Raw genomic sequence first — 19,127 nt, forward strand, 5'->3', positions numbered from 1 at the left:
GATAAAGAACAAATTGGGTTCCCTTCTTTTTGCTTACTTTTTCTTTGGCGAAGCAAAGAAAAAGTAAGTCGCCATCGGCGAAACCCGATTTTAATTACCGAAGAAGAATTTTCAATTAAAAAACAATAGGACAAAACATAATGAAAAAATTCGCAATGGTCTTCCCAGGTCAAGGCTCCCAAACTGTTGGTATGCTTGCTGATCTTGCCACTGAATATCCAATCGTTATTGAAACATTTAAACAAGCATCTGATGCGCTTGGTTATGATTTATGGTATCTTGTTCAACAAGGTCCAGCTGAAGAACTTAATAAAACTTGGCAAACTCAGCCCGCACTTTTAGCTGCTTCAGTCGCTATTTATCGCGTATGGCAAGAAAAATTTCCTCAATTAAAACCAGAAGTAATGGCTGGCCATAGCTTAGGTGAATATTCTGCGTTAGTTTGTGCTGGGGTGTTGGATTTCCAAGATGCGATTAAATTAGTGGAATTGCGCGGAAAATTAATGCAACAAGCTGTGCCTGAAGGCACTGGCGCAATGTATGCAATCATTGGTTTAGATAATGAAGCAATTATTAATGCTTGCAAACAAGCAGAGGAAGGCGAAGTCGTATCTGCGGTGAACTTTAACTCACCGGGTCAAGTAGTTATTGCGGGTGCGAAAGCTGCAGTTGAGCGTGCGGCTGCATTATGTAAAGAAGCAGGGGCGAAACGTGCATTGCCGTTAGCTGTGAGCGTACCTTCTCACTGTGCATTAATGAAACCTGCAGCCGAGCAATTAGCGGTAACACTTGATAATATTCAAATTAATACACCAACAATATCGGTATTAAATAACGTTGATGTGAAAGCTGAAACTGAAGGCACCGAAATTCGTACCGCACTTGTTCGTCAGTTATATAGTCCAGTTCGTTGGACTGAAACAGTTGAAAAAATGGCGCAAGATGGTGTTTTAGCGCTTGTTGAAGTGGGGCCAGGTAAAGTATTAAATGGTTTAACCAAACGCATTGTGGGTGATTTACAAGCAATATCTGTAAATGATGTTGCATCATTCAATGCGGTAGAAGAATTTTTAGCGTAAGTAAAAGGAAGAAAAAATGCAAGGTAAAATTGCTTTAGTGACAGGGGCTAGCCGTGGTATCGGTCGTGCGATTGCAGAAGAACTTAGTTCAAAAGGTGCATTTGTAATTGGTACCGCAACCTCTGAAAAGGGTGCAGAGGCGATCTCGGCTTATTTAGGGGATAAAGGCAAAGGTTTAGTTTTAAACGTAACGGATAAAGAATCTATCGAAACCTTACTTGGACAAATTAAAAATGATTTTGGCGATATTGATATTCTCGTGAATAACGCAGGTATTACTCGCGATAATTTATTGATGCGTATGAAAGATGAGGAATGGTTTGATATTATGCAAACTAACTTAACTTCGGTGTATCATCTTTCTAAAGCCATGTTACGTTCAATGATGAAAAAACGTTTTGGTCGTATCATCAATATTGGTTCAGTGGTTGGTTCAACGGGTAATCCAGGACAAACTAACTATTGTGCGGCAAAAGCGGGTGTGGTTGGTTTTTCTAAATCTTTAGCGAAAGAAGTAGCTGCACGTGGTATTACTGTAAATGTGGTTGCACCAGGTTTTATTGCAACAGATATGACAGAAGTGCTTACGGATGAACAAAAAGCGGGGATCTTATCTAATGTTCCAGCTGGACGTTTAGGCGAAGCAAAAGACATAGCTAAAGCCGTTGCTTTCTTAGCTTCTGATGATGCAGGTTATATCACGGGTACAACGTTACACGTGAATGGTGGCTTATACTTAAGCTAAAATTTGACATTGATTTATGGGGGATTTCTAAGCAATAAAATCATAGCCAAAGATTTTAGATAATGCTAAAATCCCGCTCGCAATGTAACTTGGTTACGCCTTGAGCGTATGCAAAGGTACGTAACTATATTTGATGTGTGTGTTCACATTGCCTATTTTGTGGTGCGACCAGACCATAAAATAGTTGCAAGTTACTAAAAAATACATACACTAACTGCTCTTTTATGAGTTAAAACTAACAAATAGGAAAAACAAATGAGTATTGAAGAACGCGTGAAAAAAATCATCGTTGAACAATTAGGTGTTAAAGAAGAAGATGTGAAACCTGAAGCTTCTTTTGTTGAAGATTTAGGTGCAGATTCATTAGACACAGTTGAATTAGTAATGGCTTTAGAAGAAGAATTTGATATTGAAATTCCTGATGAAGAAGCTGAAAAAATTACCACTGTTCAATCTGCGATTGATTACGTGCAAAACAATCAATAATTTTAAGTTGGGCGACGTTTTAAGTCGCCTAATTTTTTTCTAATAATCCTCTTTAAAATTACCGCACTTTTTATTTTTCCCTTTCATAAACATTGATCTAAATTATCTTTTACTTAAAATCTTGGTTTAAATTTTAAAAAATAATTTAGTTATATGCCTAAAAAGAAGTATTATTTGCATAGTTTTTCATTTTTGAGGTGTTTATGCTTTATTTAGAATTTTTATTTTTACTATTAATGCTCTATATCGGTAGCCGTTACGGCGGTATCGGATTAGGTGTTGTTTCTGGTATCGGTCTTGCTATCGAGGTTTTCGTATTTCGTATGCCTGTGGGGAAAGCACCGATTGATGTTATGCTTATCATTCTTGCAGTGGTGACTTGCGCATCCGTACTTGAAGCAGCTGGCGGTTTGAAATTTATGTTACAAATTGCTGAACGCATTCTCCGTAAAAATCCAAAACGTGTCACTTTACTCGGCCCATTAGTCGTCTATTTATTAACCTTTATGCTTGGTACTGGTCACTCTGTTTACACAATTATGCCAATCATCGGCGATGTTGCATTGAAAAACAAAATTCGTCCAGAACGTCCAATGGCAGCGTCTTCCGTAGCATCGCAATTAGCCATCACATCAAGCCCACTTTCTGCAGCTGTTGTATTTTATCTAGGTAAAATTACAGCAATGCCCGCTTTTGAGCATATTAGTTTATTAGATATTATTTGTGTAACCGTTCCTGCTACTTTAGCGGGTACGATTGTGCTTTCTTTATACAGTATGCGTCGTGGTAAAGAGTTAGAACAAGATCCTGAATATCAACGTCGTTTACAAGATCCAGTATGGCGCGAACGTATTTTAAATACTACCAGTACAACATTGAATGAAACCCTTCCGCAAGGGGCAAAAAAATCTGTTTACCTATTTTTATTTGCTTTAGTTGTGATTGTTGCGATTGCGATGATTCCTGAAATTCGCACTATCGGTAGCGGAAAAGCAATTTCAATGTCACTTATCATTCAAATGATGATGCTTTGTTTTGGTGGTGTGATTTTACTCGCAACGAAAACAAATCCTCAAATCGTGCCAAATGGCGTGGTATTTAAGTCAGGTATGGTAGCAGCGATTGCAATTTATGGTATTGCGTGGATGAGCGACACTTACTTCAAATATGCAATACCTGAATTTAAAGCTGCGATTACTGATATGGTGCAAACTTACCCTTGGACATTCGCATTGGCGTTATTTGCAGTCTCAGTTGTAATTAATAGCCAAGCTGCCACTGCTGTAATGTTATTACCTGTGGGTATAAGTTTAGGTATTCCTGCGCCAATCTTAGTTGGTTTAATGCCTGCAACTTATGCGTATTTCTTCATTCCAAATTATCCGTCAGATATTGCAACAGTAAACTTTGACGTAACGGGTACAACAAAAATTGGTAAATATTATTTTAACCACAGTTTCATGGTGCCAGGTTTAATTGGGGTTGTTGTTGCTTGCTTGGTAGGTGTTTCTGTGGCGGAATTAGTGATTCGCTAATTTACACACAAACTAAATCCTTTTAATATAAAAGCACCTTTGAATGGTGCTTTTATTTTATGACAACCTACATCGCCTACGGCAATATAAATCAACCTTTTTCTTTGGAATCCTTACCCGATGAACTGATTCCAGAAAATCTATATCAAATTGAAACGGATAGCTCCCGTGTTTTTCAGCGTCATCAGTGTCGTCGGCTTGCGCATTTATTACTTTTCCAACTTCTAAAAATAGCAGGAAAATCCACCGCACTTTTATCTCAAATTCATCGTACTGAAAGTGGCAGACCTTATTTTCTTGATGAGCGAATAGATTTTAATATTAGCCATTCTGGTAATTGGGTGGCGGTAATATTAGATATTAGAAAAGAAGAAAAAAGTGCAGTGGGAATTGATATTGAATTTCCTAAAATAAGAAATTTTACGGCGTTGATGGAGCATATTGCACCAAAAGAAGAAATTGATTGGTTTCATCATCAGCAGGATTCTTTGAACGCTTTTTATCGTTGTTGGTGTTTGAGAGAGGCTGTATTGAAATCTCAAGGATTTGGGATCGTAAAATTATCCAATGTTCGTCATTTTCCTGAACAACAAAAAATTTTTTCAGATTATTGTCCGCATGGTCAGTTATGGTTTACTGATGAACTCCCTATTTATTTAGCCGCTTTTGTCAATCATCAAGAAAAATTACCGCACTTTTATGAATGGAATAGAGAAAGTTTACAGATAAAAGAACTTGAAAAATATGTTTTTTATGAAGTGAATTAATCAAAAAAATCCTTATATAAAATCAAGGATTTTTTATTGCCTAAAAAGCCTTGTATTTTGATAGACGCGCCCCATTTATTTAGCTAAACTCTTAACAATTTTTTGACAAATGGAGAATGAAATGTCACAGAACGGTTCAGATCGCGATCCTTGGAGTAAACCAGGGCAGAGCAACGACCAACAGCCGGGAAATTCATCCAACAATAATGGATGGAATAATAACCAAAATCGTGGAAATCAAGAGCAATCTCCGCCAGATATTGAGGAGATTTTTAATAACCTTCTCAGAAAATTAGGTGGTGGAAATAAAAAGAGCGGTCAAAATAATGGCAGTTCTCAAGGCAATACGCCATTTCATTTTGGCAAAGTTATTCCACTTGCTGTAGCGATTGGTGCGATTATTTGGGGCGTAAGCGGTTTTTATACTATTAAAGAGGCTGAACGCGGTGTGGTGCTTCGTTTTGGCGAGTTACATTCTATTGTTCAACCCGGTTTGAACTGGAAACCAACATTTGTAGATAAAGTATTGCCAGTAAATGTGGAGCAAGTAAAAGAGTTGCGTACGCAAGGTGCAATGCTGACCCAAGATGAAAATATGGTAAAAGTGGAAATGACCGTGCAATATCGCGTGCAAGATCCTGCAAAATATCGTTTTAGCGTAACAAATGCAGATGATAGTTTGAATCAAGCGACAGATAGTGCATTACGTTATGTTGTTGGGCATATGTCTATGAATGATATTTTAACCACAGGTCGCTCTGTCGTGCGTGAAAATACTTGGAAAGCTTTGAATGAAATTATCAAATCCTATGATATGGGACTTGAGGTTATTGATGTGAACTTCCAATCTGCGCGCCCACCTGAAGAAGTAAAGGATGCGTTTGATGATGCAATTAAAGCGCAGGAAGATGAACAACGTTTTATTCGTGAAGCGGAAGCCTATGCGCGTGAGAAAGAACCGATTGCACGCGGTGATGCGCAACGTATTCTTGAAGAAGCAACAGCTTATAAAGATCGTATCGTGTTAGATGCAAAAGGTGAAGTGGAACGTTTGCAACGCTTGTTGCCAGAATTTAAGGCTGCGCCAGATTTACTGCGTGAGCGTTTATATATTCAGACGATGGAAAAAGTGATGGCAAATACGCCAAAAGTAATGCTTGATGGCAATAATGGTAATAATTTAACTGTGCTACCGTTAGAGCAAATTATGGGTAAAAAATCGGTAACAAGTGCGCCAAGTGCGGTCAATTCTTCGCCTGCTTTTACTGCGCCAGAACGTCAAAATTCTTATCAGCCTCAGTCGACTACCGTTGCGCCGATTCGTCAAGGGAGATTTAACTAATGCGTAGATTTTTATTACCTGTTATTTTCGTGATTGCGGCAGTGGTTTATTCTAGTATCGTCGTTGTAACGGAAGGTACGCGTGGCATTATGTTACGATTTAACAAAGTACAGCGTGATGCAGATAACAAAGTGGTTGTATATGAACCGGGCTTGCATTTTAAAGTGCCTTTAATTGATAGCATCAAAGTTTTAGATGCACGTATTCGTACTTTAGATGGCTCTGCAACACGTTTTGTTACTGTAGAGAAAAAAGATTTGTTAGTGGATTCTTATGTGAAATGGAAAATCAGTGATTTTGGTCGATTCTACACATCTACTGGCGGTGGCGATTATGCTCAAGCTGCAAATTTATTAAGTCGTAAAGTAAATGACCGTTTACGTTCTGAAATTGGTTCACGTACGATTAAAGATATTGTTTCTGGTACTCGTGGGGAATTAATGGAAGGTGCAAAAAAAGCTTTAAATTCAGGGCAAGACAGTACGGCAGAATTGGGTATTGAAGTGATCGATGTGCGTGTAAAACAAATTAATTTACCAGATGAAGTTTCTTCTTCAATTTACCAACGTATGCGTGCAGAACGTGATGCAGTGGCGCGTGAACATCGCTCTCAAGGGAAAGAAAAAGCAGCATTTATTCAAGCTGATGTAGATCGCAGAGTGACGTTAATTCTTGCTAATGCAAATAAAACTGCACAAGAATTGCGAGGTTCTGGCGATGCAGCTGCAGCAAAATTATATTCAGATGCCTTTGCTCAAGAGCCACAATTCTTTACTTTTGTGCGTAGCTTAAAAGCCTATGAAGCGAGTTTTGCAAATTCTGATAATATGATGATTTTAAAACCAGATAGTGATTTCTTCCGCTTTATGCAAGCACCGAAGAAATAGATTTAAAATTGATAAAAACACCTTCCTCGTGAAGGTGTTTTTTTTATATCCAGCGTCTTACTTTTTGTTTGTAATGACGATATTCATCGCCAAATTTATTTTCCAAATAGGCTTCTTCTTTGGCTATTTGAAATTGGTTTATCGCTAATACAAAAACAATTATGCCTAACCAAGCCAAACTATTACCCAACCAAAGAACCCACGCGATTAACATTAACAGCAAACTTAAATACATTGGGTTACGGCTGAATCGAAATATGCCTGTGGAAACTAATTTTGTTGAGCCTTTAAAGTCACGAGGATTAATGGAGGTTTTACATATAATGAATTGTATAACGCTACTTAAAGCAATCAAAAATGAAAGGGAAATAACAAAAACAATCACTGAAAAATGGACAGAATAACTAGCAATCTTTGGCAAAAAATACATTGCTATAGCAATGAATAAACAGAGTAGTGGTGGTGGAATAAATAACATCGCTAAATCTTATTAATAAAAATGCCGTCTCTTTAAAGACAGCGTTTAAAGTGCGGTCAAAATTTGTGTTAATTTTGCTTTAATTACTTTTATTTTTCATAAAGCGGCGATAAATTTCGCCACTTTTGATCATTATAAATTTTATGAATTATTCTGTGATAAATTATTCGATGGTTAATTTTTTACCATCATAGCTGATTGCTTTGACGCTAGTTAAAGCCTTACCTCCATCAGTTTCGCCGCCAATCAGTAAAACTTTATTATTGTAAGATACAGAAAAACCATAGCCAATATTCATTGGTAATTCCCCAACGATGCTCCATTTACCATTATTTAAAGTATAAACTTCGTTATGCCAAGCTTTGCTTAAACCTTTATGTGCGTGAAGTTTTCCTTCTTTGAATTGTTTTATTGAACCTGGAAAATTTGCGCCACCAGTGACTAAATAATGACCATTACTATAGCCTGCAAGCGCGCCAGCTAAGCCATCTTGTGATTTTCCTTTTGGTGCAGGTAAGTCAGGTAAATTTTTCCATTGCACTCCTTTATCAGTGAATTTACCTTGATGGGTTTCAGCGGTGCGAAGTCCAGGTTTAATTTCGCCATTGACAACCACTAGATCATTACCTTGAATTGTAAAGGCTGCACCAGCCCGCCCAGAGAATGGAATGCGACCTTCATTACGCCATTTGTTGGTTGAGGGTTCATAGCTCAATAATTCTGTTGTAAAGAAATAATCTTCTGGACGTTGATCGAAGTAAGCTGCTGCGATTTCATCTTTTTTCGCTTGATCTTCTCCTGCCGCAACGTTGTCTTGGAAGAAGCCATTAAATATAGAGAGATTAGAGCCGCCTAAAATATAAACTTTATCTCCGTGAGATGCGCCACTTGATCCTACTAAACCACGGGGAGAACGAGTAGGAAGTTTCATCCAAGTATTATCGCTTGGGTTATAGCGATAAGCGTCATTAACGAGTTGAAGTTCGCCTTTTTCATTTTTTTGTAAACCACCGAATACATAAAGTTTTCCATCCACTTCGGCTGCAACAGGTTGATTGCGTTCGCCACCCGGAAATGTAGCAATTTCTTTCCATTGTGCTGAAGGATCTTTTAGGTCTAAGGTATAGAATTTATCGCCACCAGAACCTAATCCCACATAAACTGTGTCGCCAATTAATGCGCCTGTTCCTCCTTTGATCCCCACTGGTAAATCAGGATAAGTTTGTGCGTTCGCTGAAAAAGTAAAGGTAGCAAAAAGTGCGGTACATAATGCTGTTTTAGTTAGTTTCATAATAAACCCCATTTTGAGTTGTGTTTACAGTTTTCTATTCATTAAACGGCATTGAATAGGCGTTGATAAAGTGCAGTTATTGCACCCTTTTGTATTGTAAGGTACAGCAGATGTAACTTACGAAAACGATGAAAGTGCGGTTAAAAAATTTAATGTTTTTCAACCGCACTTTTTATTATGGTATCAATAGATTTGGCACAAATGTGATGATTTGTGGGAAAATCGTGATTAATACTAATGTGACGAAAACGGGAATCAAGAACGGTAATACGCCTTTGGTTACCGTGGAAACTGACATATTACCTACACGAGCAACAACAAAGAGAGCCATTCCCATTGGTGGGGTAAGAATACCAATCATCATATTTAATGTGGTCATTACACCAAAGAAGATTAAGTCAATATTGAATTGCATTGCGATAGGAATAAGCATTGGTAATACTAAAAATTGTAATGCTAGGGCATCAATGAACATTCCAAGAAAAAGTAACAGTGCGTTAATCATTACTAATACGGTTAAAGGCGAATCGGCAACGGCAACAAACACATTAGCAACACGCATTGCGACTTGTTCACGGGCAATCATATCGCCAAAGAAAGTCACGGTCATAATCATTAAGGCGACTACGCCCGTAATTGCCATTGCTTCTATGCAACTATTAAATAAGCTTTTTAAGGTTAATTCTTTATACACAAATTTACCAATAATTACAGAGTATGCGGCTGCAACAATGGCAGATTCTGTTGGACTGAATAATCCTGAAAAAATACCACCGATAATTAATAACGGCGTTAAGATTGCCCAAAAAGATTGTTTAAAGCTGCTGCAAAGTTGTTCTCTCGTAGCTTTTGGTGTTCGTGGATAACCTCGTTTTTTGGCAATGCGATAATTCATTGCCATTAAAGCTAAAGTAATTAATACACCTGGAATAAAACCTGCAATAAAGAGTTTTGCGATAGATTCATTGGCAATTACACCGTAAATAATCATTGCAATACTTGGCGGAACTAATGGCCCAATAATACAAGAAGCAGCAGTAATTCCTCCGCAAATATCATCGTCATAACCAGCATCACGCATTGATTTGATTTCTAATTGACCTAAGCCCCCAGCATCAGCAAGTGCTGAACCTGACATACCAGAGAACAATAAACTTGCACCGATATTAACGTGTCCCATTCCTCCTGTGTAATGACCGAGTAAGGCTTTAGCGAAATTAAAAATACGTTCGGTAATCCCACCTGTATTCATTAGAATGCCCGTTAAAATATAAAACGGCACGGCAAGTAATGGGAAGCTGTCTAGGCTATAGACTAATTTTTCAGTTGCGGCATTTACGACATTCCAACGTGTCATAGAAAAATAAAGTAGGGTAGCAATAAATAAGGACCAACCTACAGGGACACCGATAAACATAATGATGAGCCAAACGAGTAAGGCGACATAGACTGAACTTGAACCGAGTTTTATATAATTGCTAATGCGCAATACTTTGAACCAATCTGGTGCGAAAAATAAAATCGCAAATAAAATGACCGCACTTATGATAAAGAAAGTCGCAGGTAAATAGCTTTTCCCTGTCTTAAAGTTTACGGTTTGCGCTTGGATAAAGCGAAACATCATTAATATTGCGATAACAGGCAGTGCTGCGAAAATCCATTTTTCAGAAATGCCTCCTAAGGCATCAATAGGGAATGATGCGCCGTTAAAAGTACGAATACCGAAATGAATAAATAAGAAAATACATACAAAGACTAATAATTGTACAAAAGTATTTGTAAATTTTCTGATTTTTTCGGGCATTAGATTAGTTAAAAAATCAATAAATACGTGTTCTTGTTTTCTCACAGCAACGCTGATACCTAACATACCCACGTAAACAAATAAGAGCTTGGCGAGTTCTTCACTCCAAATTAACGGAGAATGAAAAACTTGGCGTGAAAGAATCTGAGCGATAAGAATACCGAAAATGGCGATAAATAATGTGCCACCCAGCCATTCTTCAAGCTTATTAATATATTTCATACTTCACTCCGTTTAATGAAGAATAAGGGAATGTAGTGTGCCATTACGGCACACTAAAGAGGGATTATGGATTGATTGCTTCAATTTGTTTTAAAGCTGCTTCACCTTTTTGACCAGTTTGTTTTACAAACTCAGCATAATACGGCTTCATTGATGCTTTAAATGGGACAAGATCAGGATGTGTAATTTTCACACCTTGTTTTTCAAAGAATGTGACTAAATCTTTTTCTCCATCTACGAATAATTTAGTGTGATATTTTGCTGCATTTTCGGCAGCATCTTTTACGACTTTTTGAAGATCTTCAGGGAGTTCTTTATAAGTCTCGTTGCTTACTAAATAAAGTTGGTCATTCAAAATGTGATTAGTCATTGCTAAGAACTTTTGCACTTCATAGAATTTTTGTGCTTGCACCGCTGCTAACGGGTTTTCTTGACCATCGACGGCGTTGGTTTGTAACGCAAGATAAACTTCAGAAAATGCCATTGGTGTTGGTGATGCGCCAACATATTTAGCATAGGCTAAGTTTGTTGCTGCATTTGGCACACGAAGTTTTAAGCCTTTCATATCTGCAATACTGTTGATTGCACGATTTGAAGTCGTTTGGCGAGTTCCGTTATAAGCTTGGGAAAGTAAAGTCACGCCAAGATCTTTATCCATTTTTTTAATTAAATCTTTACCGAATTCTGTATCGAATAAGGCTTTTTGTGCAACATTGTAGTTGCTAATAACATAAGGTAAGGCAAATACTGCCGCTTCAGGGTAAAACAGCTGGAAGCGAGCAGATTCTGCAAAGGTAAAGTCGAGAGAACCGTCTTTTAATTGCTTTAACATTGCACGGTCATCACCTAATTGTGAACTTGGATAAAGTGAAATTTCAATTTTACCCTGTGATTTTTCTTTGACTTCTTTGGCAAACATTTCTGCCGCTTTATATTCATTTGATGAAGTTCCAGCATTCATACCGAATTTCAAGTCATAATCAGCGGCAAGAACAGCAGAAGATACGCCTAAAGAAATGGCGGTGGCAAGGAAAAGTTTTGTCAATTTCATCATATTCGCTCCTGTGTGAACTTATGTTGGAAAGGGGAATATATTAACCCCGTAATATGAGAATCAATTTAGGCAAAAAATGTATGTTTTCTCCCCAAAAATAGGATTCGAGAGCAATTCTAAGAGTAAAAAAACAAATTTAAAATAGTTTTACGAGTTTTATTTCAAAAATGAGAAGTTGATCACATTTATGAAAAAACACTTCAAAAATATTCTTTAAAATGGCATTTCTTTTTCATATAATAATGTTAAATGATGAAAATATAAGCATATTACAACTTATAAAAGATTGTTTTGTGTGGATTAAATTAATTTTAAAGTGATTTATTCAGATTTAAATGAGGGGTGTTATATGTCTAAATTATCTTATCAAGAAGTACTTTCTCAAATTCAATATGGTCTTATTTCTTCTTGCCAACCTGTCGATGATGGCCCAATGGATAAACCTGAAATCGTTTCTGCTATGGCTCAGGCTTCAGTTATGGGCGGCGCTTCTGGCTTACGTATTGAGGGTGTTGATAACCTTAAAGCAACCCGTCCTTTTGTGAATGTTCCGATTATCGGAATTGTAAAACGTGATTTGCCTGATAGTCCCGTGCGTATTACGCCGTTTTTACAAGATATTGAAGATCTAGCCAATGCAGGCGCGGATATTATTGCAGTAGATGGCACGAGCCGCCCGCGTCCTGTGGATATTGAAAGTGCGGTGAAAAAAATCCACGAAATGGGCTGTTTGGCAATGGCAGATTGTTCTAATTTAGAAGAAGGCTTGTATTGTAAAGCGCTTGGTTTTGATATTGTCGGCAGTACGATGTCGGGTTATACAGGTGGCTCAGTGCCAGAAGAACCGGATTATCAATTAGTGAAAGATTTAAAAGCAGCGGGTTGTTTTGTGATGGCTGAGGGGCGTTATAACACGCCTGAATTAGCAAAAGTGGCAATTGAAATTGGTGCGGATTGTGTGACAGTAGGTTCAGCCTTAACTCGTCTTGAACATATTGTGAGTTGGTTTGCTAATTCAGTGAAATCTGCAAGATAGTCGTAAGACGTGTGAGAAAAGACTTTACACTATAAGGATAAGTTATGCGTTGTTTAGCACTAGATATTGGTGGGACAAAAATTGCTGCGGCGATTGTAAAAAATGGCGAAATTGAGCAACGTCAGCAAATTCATACACCACGTGAAAATGTAGTGGAGGGAATGCACCAAGCGTTAGGCAAATTGCTTGCTGATTATGAAGGGCAGTTTGATTATGTAGCGGTAGCATCTACGGGGATCATCAATAATGGCATTTTAAGTGCATTAAATCCGAAAAACTTAGGCGGCTTGGCGGAATTTCCACTTAAAGCGAGTATTGCAAAACATACGGATAAACCGATTGGTTTATTAAATGATGCACAAGCTGCGACTTATGCGGAATATCAATTGCAAAATTCTGAACAGGTATCAAATTTTGTTTTTATTACCGTTTCAACAGGAGTTGGCGGAGGGATTGTGCTGAACCAAATTTTGCAGACAGGTTCTCGTGGTATTGCTGGGCATATTGGTCATACATTAGCTGATCCAAATGGTGTGATCTGTGGTTGTGGGCGTCGAGGTTGTGTCGAAGCGATTGCTTCAGGGCGAGCAATTGAAGCAGTTTCTTCCCAATGGGAAGATCCGTGCGATCCAAAAGAAGTGTTTGAGCGTTTTAGAAAAAATGATGAAAAAGCGACCGCACTTGTCGAGCGTTCTGCGAAAGCCATTGCTAATTTAATTGCTGATTTAGTGATTAGTTTAGATATTCAAAAAATCGCGATTGGTGGCAGTGTGGGATTAGCTGAGGGATATTTATCTTTGGTTGAAAAATATTTACAAGATTTTCCTTCGATATATTGTTGTGAAATTGAAACCGCTAAATTTGGACAAGATGCAGGTTTAATTGGCGCAGCTTATTGGGTAAAAGATGTTTTACTGGATAAGCCTGAAGGAACAATTTATGGCTAAATTGGGAAATGTGTTAAACAAAATTGGCTCACTTTACCAGAGTTTAACTAAATCAGAGAAAAAAATTGCCGATACGATTTTGCGTTCGCCTGATTTGGTATCGCAATGTCCCCTTTCTGAAATTGCAAAACACTTAGAAGTGGGAGAGGCTACGCTTGTCCGTTTTTGTCGAACCATTGGTTTTAAAGGTTTCAGCGATTTCAAACTAGAGCTGTCTATTGAACTTGCGACGAAAGATAATCAAGATGAAAGCGTACTTGAAACAGAAATTATGCCAAGTGATGATTCGCTCACTATTGCACAAAAATTGCAAGCCGCAGTTGCTAATGTAATGGAAGAAACGATTAATTTACTTGATTTAAAACAGCTTGAAGAAGTCGTTAAAGTACTTAAAAAAGCACGTCGTATTTTTTTATTTGGTGTGGGTTCATCTGGCGTAACGGCGGAAGATGCTAAAAATAAGCTGATGCGTATTGGTTTTCAAGTGGATGCTTCAGGTAATAACCATTTTATGTATATGCAGGCAGCATTACTTACGTCTTCTGATGTGGCAATTGGTTTAAGCCATTCTGGTTATTCTGCTGAAACGGCACATACCATCAAAATTGCAAAACAAAATGGTGCAACAACAGTGGCATTGACGCATAGTTTGCGTTCCCCCGTGACAGAATATGCTGATTATGTTTTGGTAAATGGTAATAAACAAGGCAAGTTACAAGGCGATTCTATTGGCACCAAAATTGCACAGCTTTTTGTATTAGATTTAATTTATGCTTTGTTAGTGCAGGGCGAAGAAGAAATTGCCGCTCAAACTAAACAAAAAACTCTCAATGTAATTCTTGAACAACGTATAAAATAGGAGAAAACTTATGCGTGATTTAAAAGGTATTTTCAGTGCATTATTAGTGTCATTTAATGAAGATGGCACAATTAATGAAAAAGGTTTACGCCAAATTATCCGCCATAATATCGACAAAATGAAAGTTGATGGCTTATATGTGGGCGGTTCAACAGGCGAAAACTTTATGCTTTCAATTGAAGAGAAAAAAGAAATCTTCCGCATTGCAAAAGATGAAGCAAAAGATCAAATCGCACTAATTGCTCAAGTGGGCAGCGTAAACTTAAAAGAAGCAGTGGAATTAGGTAAATATGCAACAGAATTAGGCTACGACTGCTTATCTGCAGTGACGCCATTCTATTACAAATTTAGCTTCCCTGAAATTAAACATTATTACGACACCATCATCGCTGAAACGGGCAACAATATGATTGTGTACTCAATCCCGTTCTTAACTGGCGTGAATATGGGCATTGAACAATTCGGTGAACTTTATAAAAACCCGAAAGTATTAGGGGTAAAATTCACAGCAGGTGATTTCTACTTATTAGAACGTTTGAAAAAAGCTTATCCAAACCACTTAATTTGGGCAGGTTTTGATGAAATGATGTTACCTGCAGCCTCACTTGGTGTGGATGGTGCAATTGGTTCAACCTTTAACGTAAACGGCGTTCGTGCTCGTCAAATTTTTGAATTAACCAAAGCGGGTAAATTAGCCGAAGCGTTAGAAATTCAACACGTAACCAACGATTTAATCGAAGGCATTTTAGCGAACGGTTTATATTTAACCATCAAAGAATTGCTTAAATTAGAAGGGGTGGATGCAGGTTATTGCCGTGAACCAATGACATCAAAAGCAACAGCAGAACAGGTTGCAAAAGCAAAAGACCTGAAAGCGAAATTTTTGTCATAAATATTTAAATTAGAAAAAACTTACCTCCCCCTGTTTTATTCCGTTACAAACAGAACAGCAAGCCAGCAAGCACCTGCCTTCCCCTGTTTACGGGGGAATGTGCCCGAAGGGCGGAAGGGGGCAACTTCTATTGCTCTGTCGTAAATTATTGGAGCAAAAGAATTTCTTTTTAAAAACAAGATAGAAAATTACCGCACTTATAATGATCCTTTGGTATAGGTGGGCTAAAGTCCAGCCTACGATATGAATAGGGTCATCACGGTCAATAATAAAGGAAGGCTAATATGCGTTTTATTCCGTTACAAACAGAACAACAAGTCAGTTGTTGGGCTGCACAACATATCATCAATCGTATCAACGATTTTAAACCTACCGCCGAGCGTCCTTTTGTATTGGGGTTACCTACTGGTGGTACACCACTAAAAACTTATCAAGAACTGATTCGACTTCATCAAGCAGGCAAAGTGAGTTTCAAACACGTAGTGACTTTCAATATGGATGAATATGTGGCTTTACCAGAGGAACACCCTGAAAGTTACCACAGCTTTATGTATAACAATTTTTTCAATCATATCGATATTTTACCTGAAAATATCAATATTCTTAACGGCAATACCGATGACCATAATGCAGAATGCCGTCGTTATGAAGAAAAAATTAAATCCTACGGCAAAATTCATCTGTTTATGGGGGGGGTTGGCGTAGATGGACATATCGCATTTAATGAACCTGCTTCTTCATTAAGTTCTCGCACCCGTATTAAAACGCTCACGCAAGATACATTGATTGCAAATTCACGCTTCTTTAATAACGATGTTACTCAAGTGCCGAAATATGCTTTAACCATTGGTGTCGGTACATTATTAGATGCAGAAGAAGTGATGATTTTAGCAACAGGACATCAAAAAGCACTGGCAGTGCAAGCTGCAGTTGAAGGCAGTATTAACCATTTATGGACAGTCAGTGCATTACAAATGCACCGTCATTTCTTGCTTGTTTGTGATGAAGCTGCTCAACAAGAGTTAAAAGTGAAAACCGTGAAATATTTTACTGAATTAGAAGGCGCGGTTGCTGAGACTTATTACGGCGATAAATAACCTATCATTTTTACAATCAATCGCTTTTTTTTAAAAAATTTGGAAGGTATAAAATGAAATACGCATTAATTAATTGTGTAATTTACACAAAATATGATGTTTTACGTGATTTTGCTGTAATTATTAACGGTGAAACTATTGAAGCAGTGATCCCCCAAGCTGAATTAGAAACAGGTATCAAAACCATTGATTTACAAGGTAATAATTTAACGGCTGGTTTTATTGATCTGCAATTAAATGGCTGTGGTGGCGTGATGTTTAACGACCAAACTAGCGTTGAAACCTTGGAAATTATGCAGGAAACTAACTTAAAATCAGGTTGTACAAGTTTCCTTCCCACTTTTATTACCGCGCCTGATGAAAATATAAAAAGTGCGGTAAAAATTATGCGTGAATATTTAAACAAGCATAAAAACCAAGCTCTTGGTTTACATATTGAAGGGCCTTATCTCAGCATTGAGAAAAAAGGTGTACACCGTCCCGAATATATTCGTGAAATTACGCCTGAAATGAAAGATTTTCTCTGCGAAAATGGTGATGTGATTACAAAAATAACCATTGCCGCAGAAAACCCAACTATTAACTATACGCCTGATTTTGTGAAAGCGGGCATTATTGTCTCTGTAGGCCATTCTAATGCCACTTATGAAGTGGCTAAAGCCGCATTCCACAAAGGTGCAACTTTTGCAACCCACTTACATAATGCAATGTCGCCAATTAGTTCTGGACGTGAAATGGGCGTAGTGGGTGCGGTACTGGATTCTGATGTTTACACTGGCATTATCGTCGATGGTGTGCATATCAATTACGGCAATGTTCGCATTGATAAAAAAATCAAAGGCGGCAAACTTTGTATTGTGACTGACTCTATTGCAGCGGCAGGCGCACCGCCAGAACTAGAAAGTTTTACCTTTGAGGGAAAAACAATTTATATCAAAGAAGGGCGTTGCTATGATGCGAATGGCACAATTGCAGGGGCATCAATCACAATGATGGAATCTATTAAAAATGCGGTAGAATATGTCGAAATTCCTCTTGCGGAAGCCATTAGAATGAGTAACCTTTATCCTGCACGAGCAATTGGTATAGATGATCGTTTAGGTTCGGTAGAAAAAGGTAAGATAGCAAACTTAGCCGTGTTTACGCCAAATTACCAAGTAATCGGCACAGTAGTAAACGGAAAGTGGAAAGAGAATTAATAGTAAATACTTAAATAGCTAATTGATTTAAAAATCTGTGATATATGTCACAGATTTTTTATTAATATTTTGTTACTTATAAAATAGCCTAAATATTTATACACTTTTAACTTAATCATTTTTAACTTGATTTTAAGCAAAAAAAAGCGAATCTTTTGATTCGCTTTTTTAAGTATTCATTCTAACAAATAATTAGAAGTAAACGCGTAAACCTACACCCACTGATTTTTCTTTTTCAGTTTTTTCGGTTTTACCTTTATCATTTGTTCTAGTTCTAGCGTAAGCACCTTCAATATAGGTTAATACTTGTTTGTGAAGTTTATGATCTACACCGAATAATACTGCGTGTTCACGTGCTTTTTTACCTTGATCTACAGAATTGCGTTCATATTTGAAGTTGCCATAGACATTAGTATCTTCCATTAATTCATATTGGAAACCTGGAGATACGAAATAGCGTTTTTCGTGCTTATCTTTATAGTTTTTAGTTTTTGCATAGCCACTATCTAGAGATACTAATAAGCCTAAATCACTAAAACGATAGCCTAAAGTTGAAAGAGCACCGTTTACTTGTTGTTTTTTACCTGACTTATCTTGTGGTGCTGCAAGATCTTCTCTATAATTTGTACGACCATAAGCAATACCTGCAATAATGTTGTTTGCATCATATTTTGCACCAACCTGAACGCCATTGCTGATTTTTTGTGTAGAAACTTCTCCTGGCTTATTACCACTACTACTATAAGCCACACGCTCTTGTGCTAATAAATAATTAGCGCCCAATACTAAACCATCGATACCTTTAAAAGTGTAGCCAACGCTATTACCATCCTTAGGAATATATTCTTTATTCTCGAGAACACCATATTCTTTATCTTCTGCACTTGTTATGCCATCAGAAATAGTTTTCGCACGACCAAGTTTTACTTCACCGAATCCTTTATTTCCTAAAGTAACATAAGCATATTTGGTTATAATATTACCGAAGTTATCTGAACGGCTTTCATAATCTGAAACTAAACGAGTTTCTAAATAACCTTGTGCATAGAAACCATCACCGAAGTTATGAGTTGCTTTAATGTGGAAACGTGAACCTGCATTGCGTAATTCACCGTGTTGCTGTTTTTGATCTTTCCGTGTGCTATTGCTTTGTTCAGCGATAACGCTTAAACGACCACCTAATTCTACGTTAGTCCCTTCGTTGTTATAAACAACAGCTGCGTTTGCTGCTGAAGCTGCGAATGCACCAACGATTAATGCTGCAAGTGTTTTTTTCATAATTTGTATTCCTTATGGTTGTTTACTATCTATGATTGAACTTTTCTCCAATAGAATTGTCCAATCGCCAAAATAGACGAGTCGCATTCTTGCAAAAAAATTTTTTGATGTCAATACTCCAAATTTTAA

General features: G+C 37.5%; 18 protein-coding genes. 13 read left to right on the forward strand and 5 right to left on the reverse strand.

The genetic code is table 11. The features are described from left to right. Window positions 1-140 precede the first annotated feature (140 nt). From fabD to hflC, 7 genes are all read left to right on the forward strand, one after another. The gene (gene fabD, locus HMPREF2813_RS00010; protein ID WP_014550568.1) at window positions 141-1,079 is read left to right on the forward strand and encodes an ACP S-malonyltransferase; all 939 of its coding nucleotides are present in this window, start codon (window positions 141-143) and stop codon (window positions 1,077-1,079) included. A 16-nt stretch (window positions 1,080-1,095) separates the two neighbouring features. After that, window positions 1,096-1,824, forward strand: coding sequence for a 3-oxoacyl-ACP reductase FabG (gene fabG / locus HMPREF2813_RS00015; RefSeq protein ID WP_005668128.1), 729 nt, complete (start codon window positions 1,096-1,098; stop codon window positions 1,822-1,824). 255 nt (window positions 1,825-2,079) lie between these two features. Continuing rightward, a complete protein-coding gene (gene acpP, locus HMPREF2813_RS00020; RefSeq protein ID WP_005544465.1) occupies window positions 2,080-2,310 on the forward strand; it encodes an acyl carrier protein in 231 nt (76 codons plus the stop codon). Window positions 2,311-2,513: 203 nt separating this feature from the next. After that, window positions 2,514-3,845: an anaerobic C4-dicarboxylate transporter gene (locus HMPREF2813_RS00025; protein ID WP_005660872.1), complete on the forward strand. Its 1,332-nt coding sequence runs from the start codon at window positions 2,514-2,516 to the stop codon at window positions 3,843-3,845. A 59-nt stretch (window positions 3,846-3,904) separates the two neighbouring features. Further along, entirely contained in the window at window positions 3,905-4,612 is a 708-nt protein-coding gene (locus tag HMPREF2813_RS00030) for a 4'-phosphopantetheinyl transferase family protein (RefSeq protein WP_014550569.1), read from the forward strand. A gap of 121 nt (window positions 4,613-4,733) precedes the next feature. Further along, window positions 4,734-5,954: an FtsH protease activity modulator HflK gene (gene hflK, locus HMPREF2813_RS00035; protein ID WP_048946760.1), complete on the forward strand. Its 1,221-nt coding sequence runs from the start codon at window positions 4,734-4,736 to the stop codon at window positions 5,952-5,954. After that, window positions 5,954-6,841 carry a protease modulator HflC gene (gene hflC, locus HMPREF2813_RS00040; RefSeq protein WP_014550571.1) on the forward strand — a complete coding sequence of 296 codons (888 nt, stop codon included), beginning with the start codon at window positions 5,954-5,956 and terminating at the stop codon, window positions 6,839-6,841. The genes hflK and hflC overlap by 1 nt, the downstream gene beginning before the upstream one ends. 43 nt (window positions 6,842-6,884) lie before the next feature. Here hflC and HMPREF2813_RS00045 read toward each other — a convergent pair whose 3' ends face one another. The 4 genes from HMPREF2813_RS00045 to siaP all read right to left on the reverse strand — a co-directional run bounded on the left by HMPREF2813_RS00045 (window position 6,885) and on the right by siaP (window position 11,690). Further along, window positions 6,885-7,319 (reverse strand): methyltransferase family protein, encoded by a 435-nt coding sequence (locus tag HMPREF2813_RS00045; protein ID WP_014550572.1) that lies wholly within the window; start codon window positions 7,317-7,319, stop codon window positions 6,885-6,887. Between the two features lie 163 nt (window positions 7,320-7,482). Further along, window positions 7,483-8,610, reverse strand: coding sequence for an N-acetylneuraminate epimerase (locus HMPREF2813_RS00050; protein ID WP_041174609.1), 1,128 nt, complete (start codon window positions 8,608-8,610; stop codon window positions 7,483-7,485). A gap of 175 nt (window positions 8,611-8,785) precedes the next feature. Continuing rightward, complete coding sequence (gene siaT / locus HMPREF2813_RS00055; RefSeq protein WP_005658110.1) at window positions 8,786-10,636, reverse strand: sialic acid TRAP transporter substrate-binding protein SiaT; 1,851 nt, start codon at window positions 10,634-10,636, stop codon at window positions 8,786-8,788. Window positions 10,637-10,700: 64 nt separating this feature from the next. Next, window positions 10,701-11,690 carry a sialic acid TRAP transporter substrate-binding protein SiaP gene (siaP, locus tag HMPREF2813_RS00060; RefSeq protein WP_005691499.1) on the reverse strand — a complete coding sequence of 330 codons (990 nt, stop codon included), beginning with the start codon at window positions 11,688-11,690 and terminating at the stop codon, window positions 10,701-10,703. 349 nt (window positions 11,691-12,039) lie between these two features. Here siaP and HMPREF2813_RS00065 point away from each other — a divergent pair, with 349 nt between their 5' ends. The 6 genes from HMPREF2813_RS00065 to nagA all read left to right on the forward strand — a co-directional run bounded on the left by HMPREF2813_RS00065 (window position 12,040) and on the right by nagA (window position 17,720). Then, window positions 12,040-12,726 (forward strand): putative N-acetylmannosamine-6-phosphate 2-epimerase, encoded by a 687-nt coding sequence (locus HMPREF2813_RS00065; protein WP_005658108.1) that lies wholly within the window; start codon window positions 12,040-12,042, stop codon window positions 12,724-12,726. Window positions 12,727-12,770: 44 nt separating this feature from the next. After that, the gene (locus HMPREF2813_RS00070; protein ID WP_014550574.1) at window positions 12,771-13,673 is read left to right on the forward strand and encodes an N-acetylmannosamine kinase; all 903 of its coding nucleotides are present in this window, start codon (window positions 12,771-12,773) and stop codon (window positions 13,671-13,673) included. Beyond that, the gene (locus tag HMPREF2813_RS00075; protein ID WP_014550575.1) at window positions 13,666-14,532 is read left to right on the forward strand and encodes a MurR/RpiR family transcriptional regulator; all 867 of its coding nucleotides are present in this window, start codon (window positions 13,666-13,668) and stop codon (window positions 14,530-14,532) included. Before HMPREF2813_RS00070 ends, HMPREF2813_RS00075 begins: the two co-directional genes overlap by 8 nt. Before the next feature lie 10 nt (window positions 14,533-14,542). Continuing rightward, window positions 14,543-15,424, forward strand: a complete 882-nt coding sequence (gene nanA / locus HMPREF2813_RS00080) for an N-acetylneuraminate lyase (protein ID WP_015701414.1) — start codon at window positions 14,543-14,545, stop codon at window positions 15,422-15,424. A gap of 284 nt (window positions 15,425-15,708) precedes the next feature. After that, a complete protein-coding gene (nagB, locus tag HMPREF2813_RS00085) occupies window positions 15,709-16,521 on the forward strand; it encodes a glucosamine-6-phosphate deaminase (RefSeq protein ID WP_048941107.1) in 813 nt (270 codons plus the stop codon). Between the two features lie 53 nt (window positions 16,522-16,574). Further along, window positions 16,575-17,720 carry an N-acetylglucosamine-6-phosphate deacetylase gene (nagA, locus tag HMPREF2813_RS00090; protein ID WP_048941106.1) on the forward strand — a complete coding sequence of 382 codons (1,146 nt, stop codon included), beginning with the start codon at window positions 16,575-16,577 and terminating at the stop codon, window positions 17,718-17,720. Between the two features lie 192 nt (window positions 17,721-17,912). On the opposite strand, the gene HMPREF2813_RS00095 is transcribed toward nagA, so the two are convergent. Beyond that, window positions 17,913-18,998, reverse strand: coding sequence for a porin (locus HMPREF2813_RS00095; protein ID WP_048946759.1), 1,086 nt, complete (start codon window positions 18,996-18,998; stop codon window positions 17,913-17,915). Between the last annotated feature and the right edge of the window lie 129 nt (window positions 18,999-19,127).

The organism is Haemophilus sp. HMSC066A11, from assembly GCF_001811665.1.
Classification (GTDB): domain Bacteria; phylum Pseudomonadota; class Gammaproteobacteria; order Enterobacterales; family Pasteurellaceae; genus Haemophilus; species Haemophilus influenzae.

Coding starts and splice junctions, on each gene's coding strand:
- HMPREF2813_RS00070 (WP_014550574.1), top strand. CDS start 12,771: ATGCGTTGTTTAGCACTAGATATTGGTGGGACAAAAATTGCTGCGGCG.
- siaP (WP_005691499.1), bottom strand. CDS start 11,690: ATGATGAAATTGACAAAACTTTTCCTTGCCACCGCCATTTCTTTAGGC.
- fabD (WP_014550568.1), top strand. CDS start 141: ATGAAAAAATTCGCAATGGTCTTCCCAGGTCAAGGCTCCCAAACTGTT.
- nagA (WP_048941106.1), top strand. CDS start 16,575: ATGAAATACGCATTAATTAATTGTGTAATTTACACAAAATATGATGTT.
- nagB (WP_048941107.1), top strand. CDS start 15,709: ATGCGTTTTATTCCGTTACAAACAGAACAACAAGTCAGTTGTTGGGCT.
- HMPREF2813_RS00075 (WP_014550575.1), top strand. CDS start 13,666: ATGGCTAAATTGGGAAATGTGTTAAACAAAATTGGCTCACTTTACCAG.
- nanA (WP_015701414.1), top strand. CDS start 14,543: ATGCGTGATTTAAAAGGTATTTTCAGTGCATTATTAGTGTCATTTAAT.
- HMPREF2813_RS00045 (WP_014550572.1), bottom strand. CDS start 7,319: ATGTTATTTATTCCACCACCACTACTCTGTTTATTCATTGCTATAGCA.
- hflC (WP_014550571.1), top strand. CDS start 5,954: ATGCGTAGATTTTTATTACCTGTTATTTTCGTGATTGCGGCAGTGGTT.
- HMPREF2813_RS00050 (WP_041174609.1), bottom strand. CDS start 8,610: ATGAAACTAACTAAAACAGCATTATGTACCGCACTTTTTGCTACCTTT.
- HMPREF2813_RS00030 (WP_014550569.1), top strand. CDS start 3,905: ATGACAACCTACATCGCCTACGGCAATATAAATCAACCTTTTTCTTTG.
- hflK (WP_048946760.1), top strand. CDS start 4,734: ATGTCACAGAACGGTTCAGATCGCGATCCTTGGAGTAAACCAGGGCAG.
- fabG (WP_005668128.1), top strand. CDS start 1,096: ATGCAAGGTAAAATTGCTTTAGTGACAGGGGCTAGCCGTGGTATCGGT.
- HMPREF2813_RS00025 (WP_005660872.1), top strand. CDS start 2,514: ATGCTTTATTTAGAATTTTTATTTTTACTATTAATGCTCTATATCGGT.
- siaT (WP_005658110.1), bottom strand. CDS start 10,636: ATGAAATATATTAATAAGCTTGAAGAATGGCTGGGTGGCACATTATTT.
- acpP (WP_005544465.1), top strand. CDS start 2,080: ATGAGTATTGAAGAACGCGTGAAAAAAATCATCGTTGAACAATTAGGT.
- HMPREF2813_RS00065 (WP_005658108.1), top strand. CDS start 12,040: ATGTCTAAATTATCTTATCAAGAAGTACTTTCTCAAATTCAATATGGT.
- HMPREF2813_RS00095 (WP_048946759.1), bottom strand. CDS start 18,998: ATGAAAAAAACACTTGCAGCATTAATCGTTGGTGCATTCGCAGCTTCA.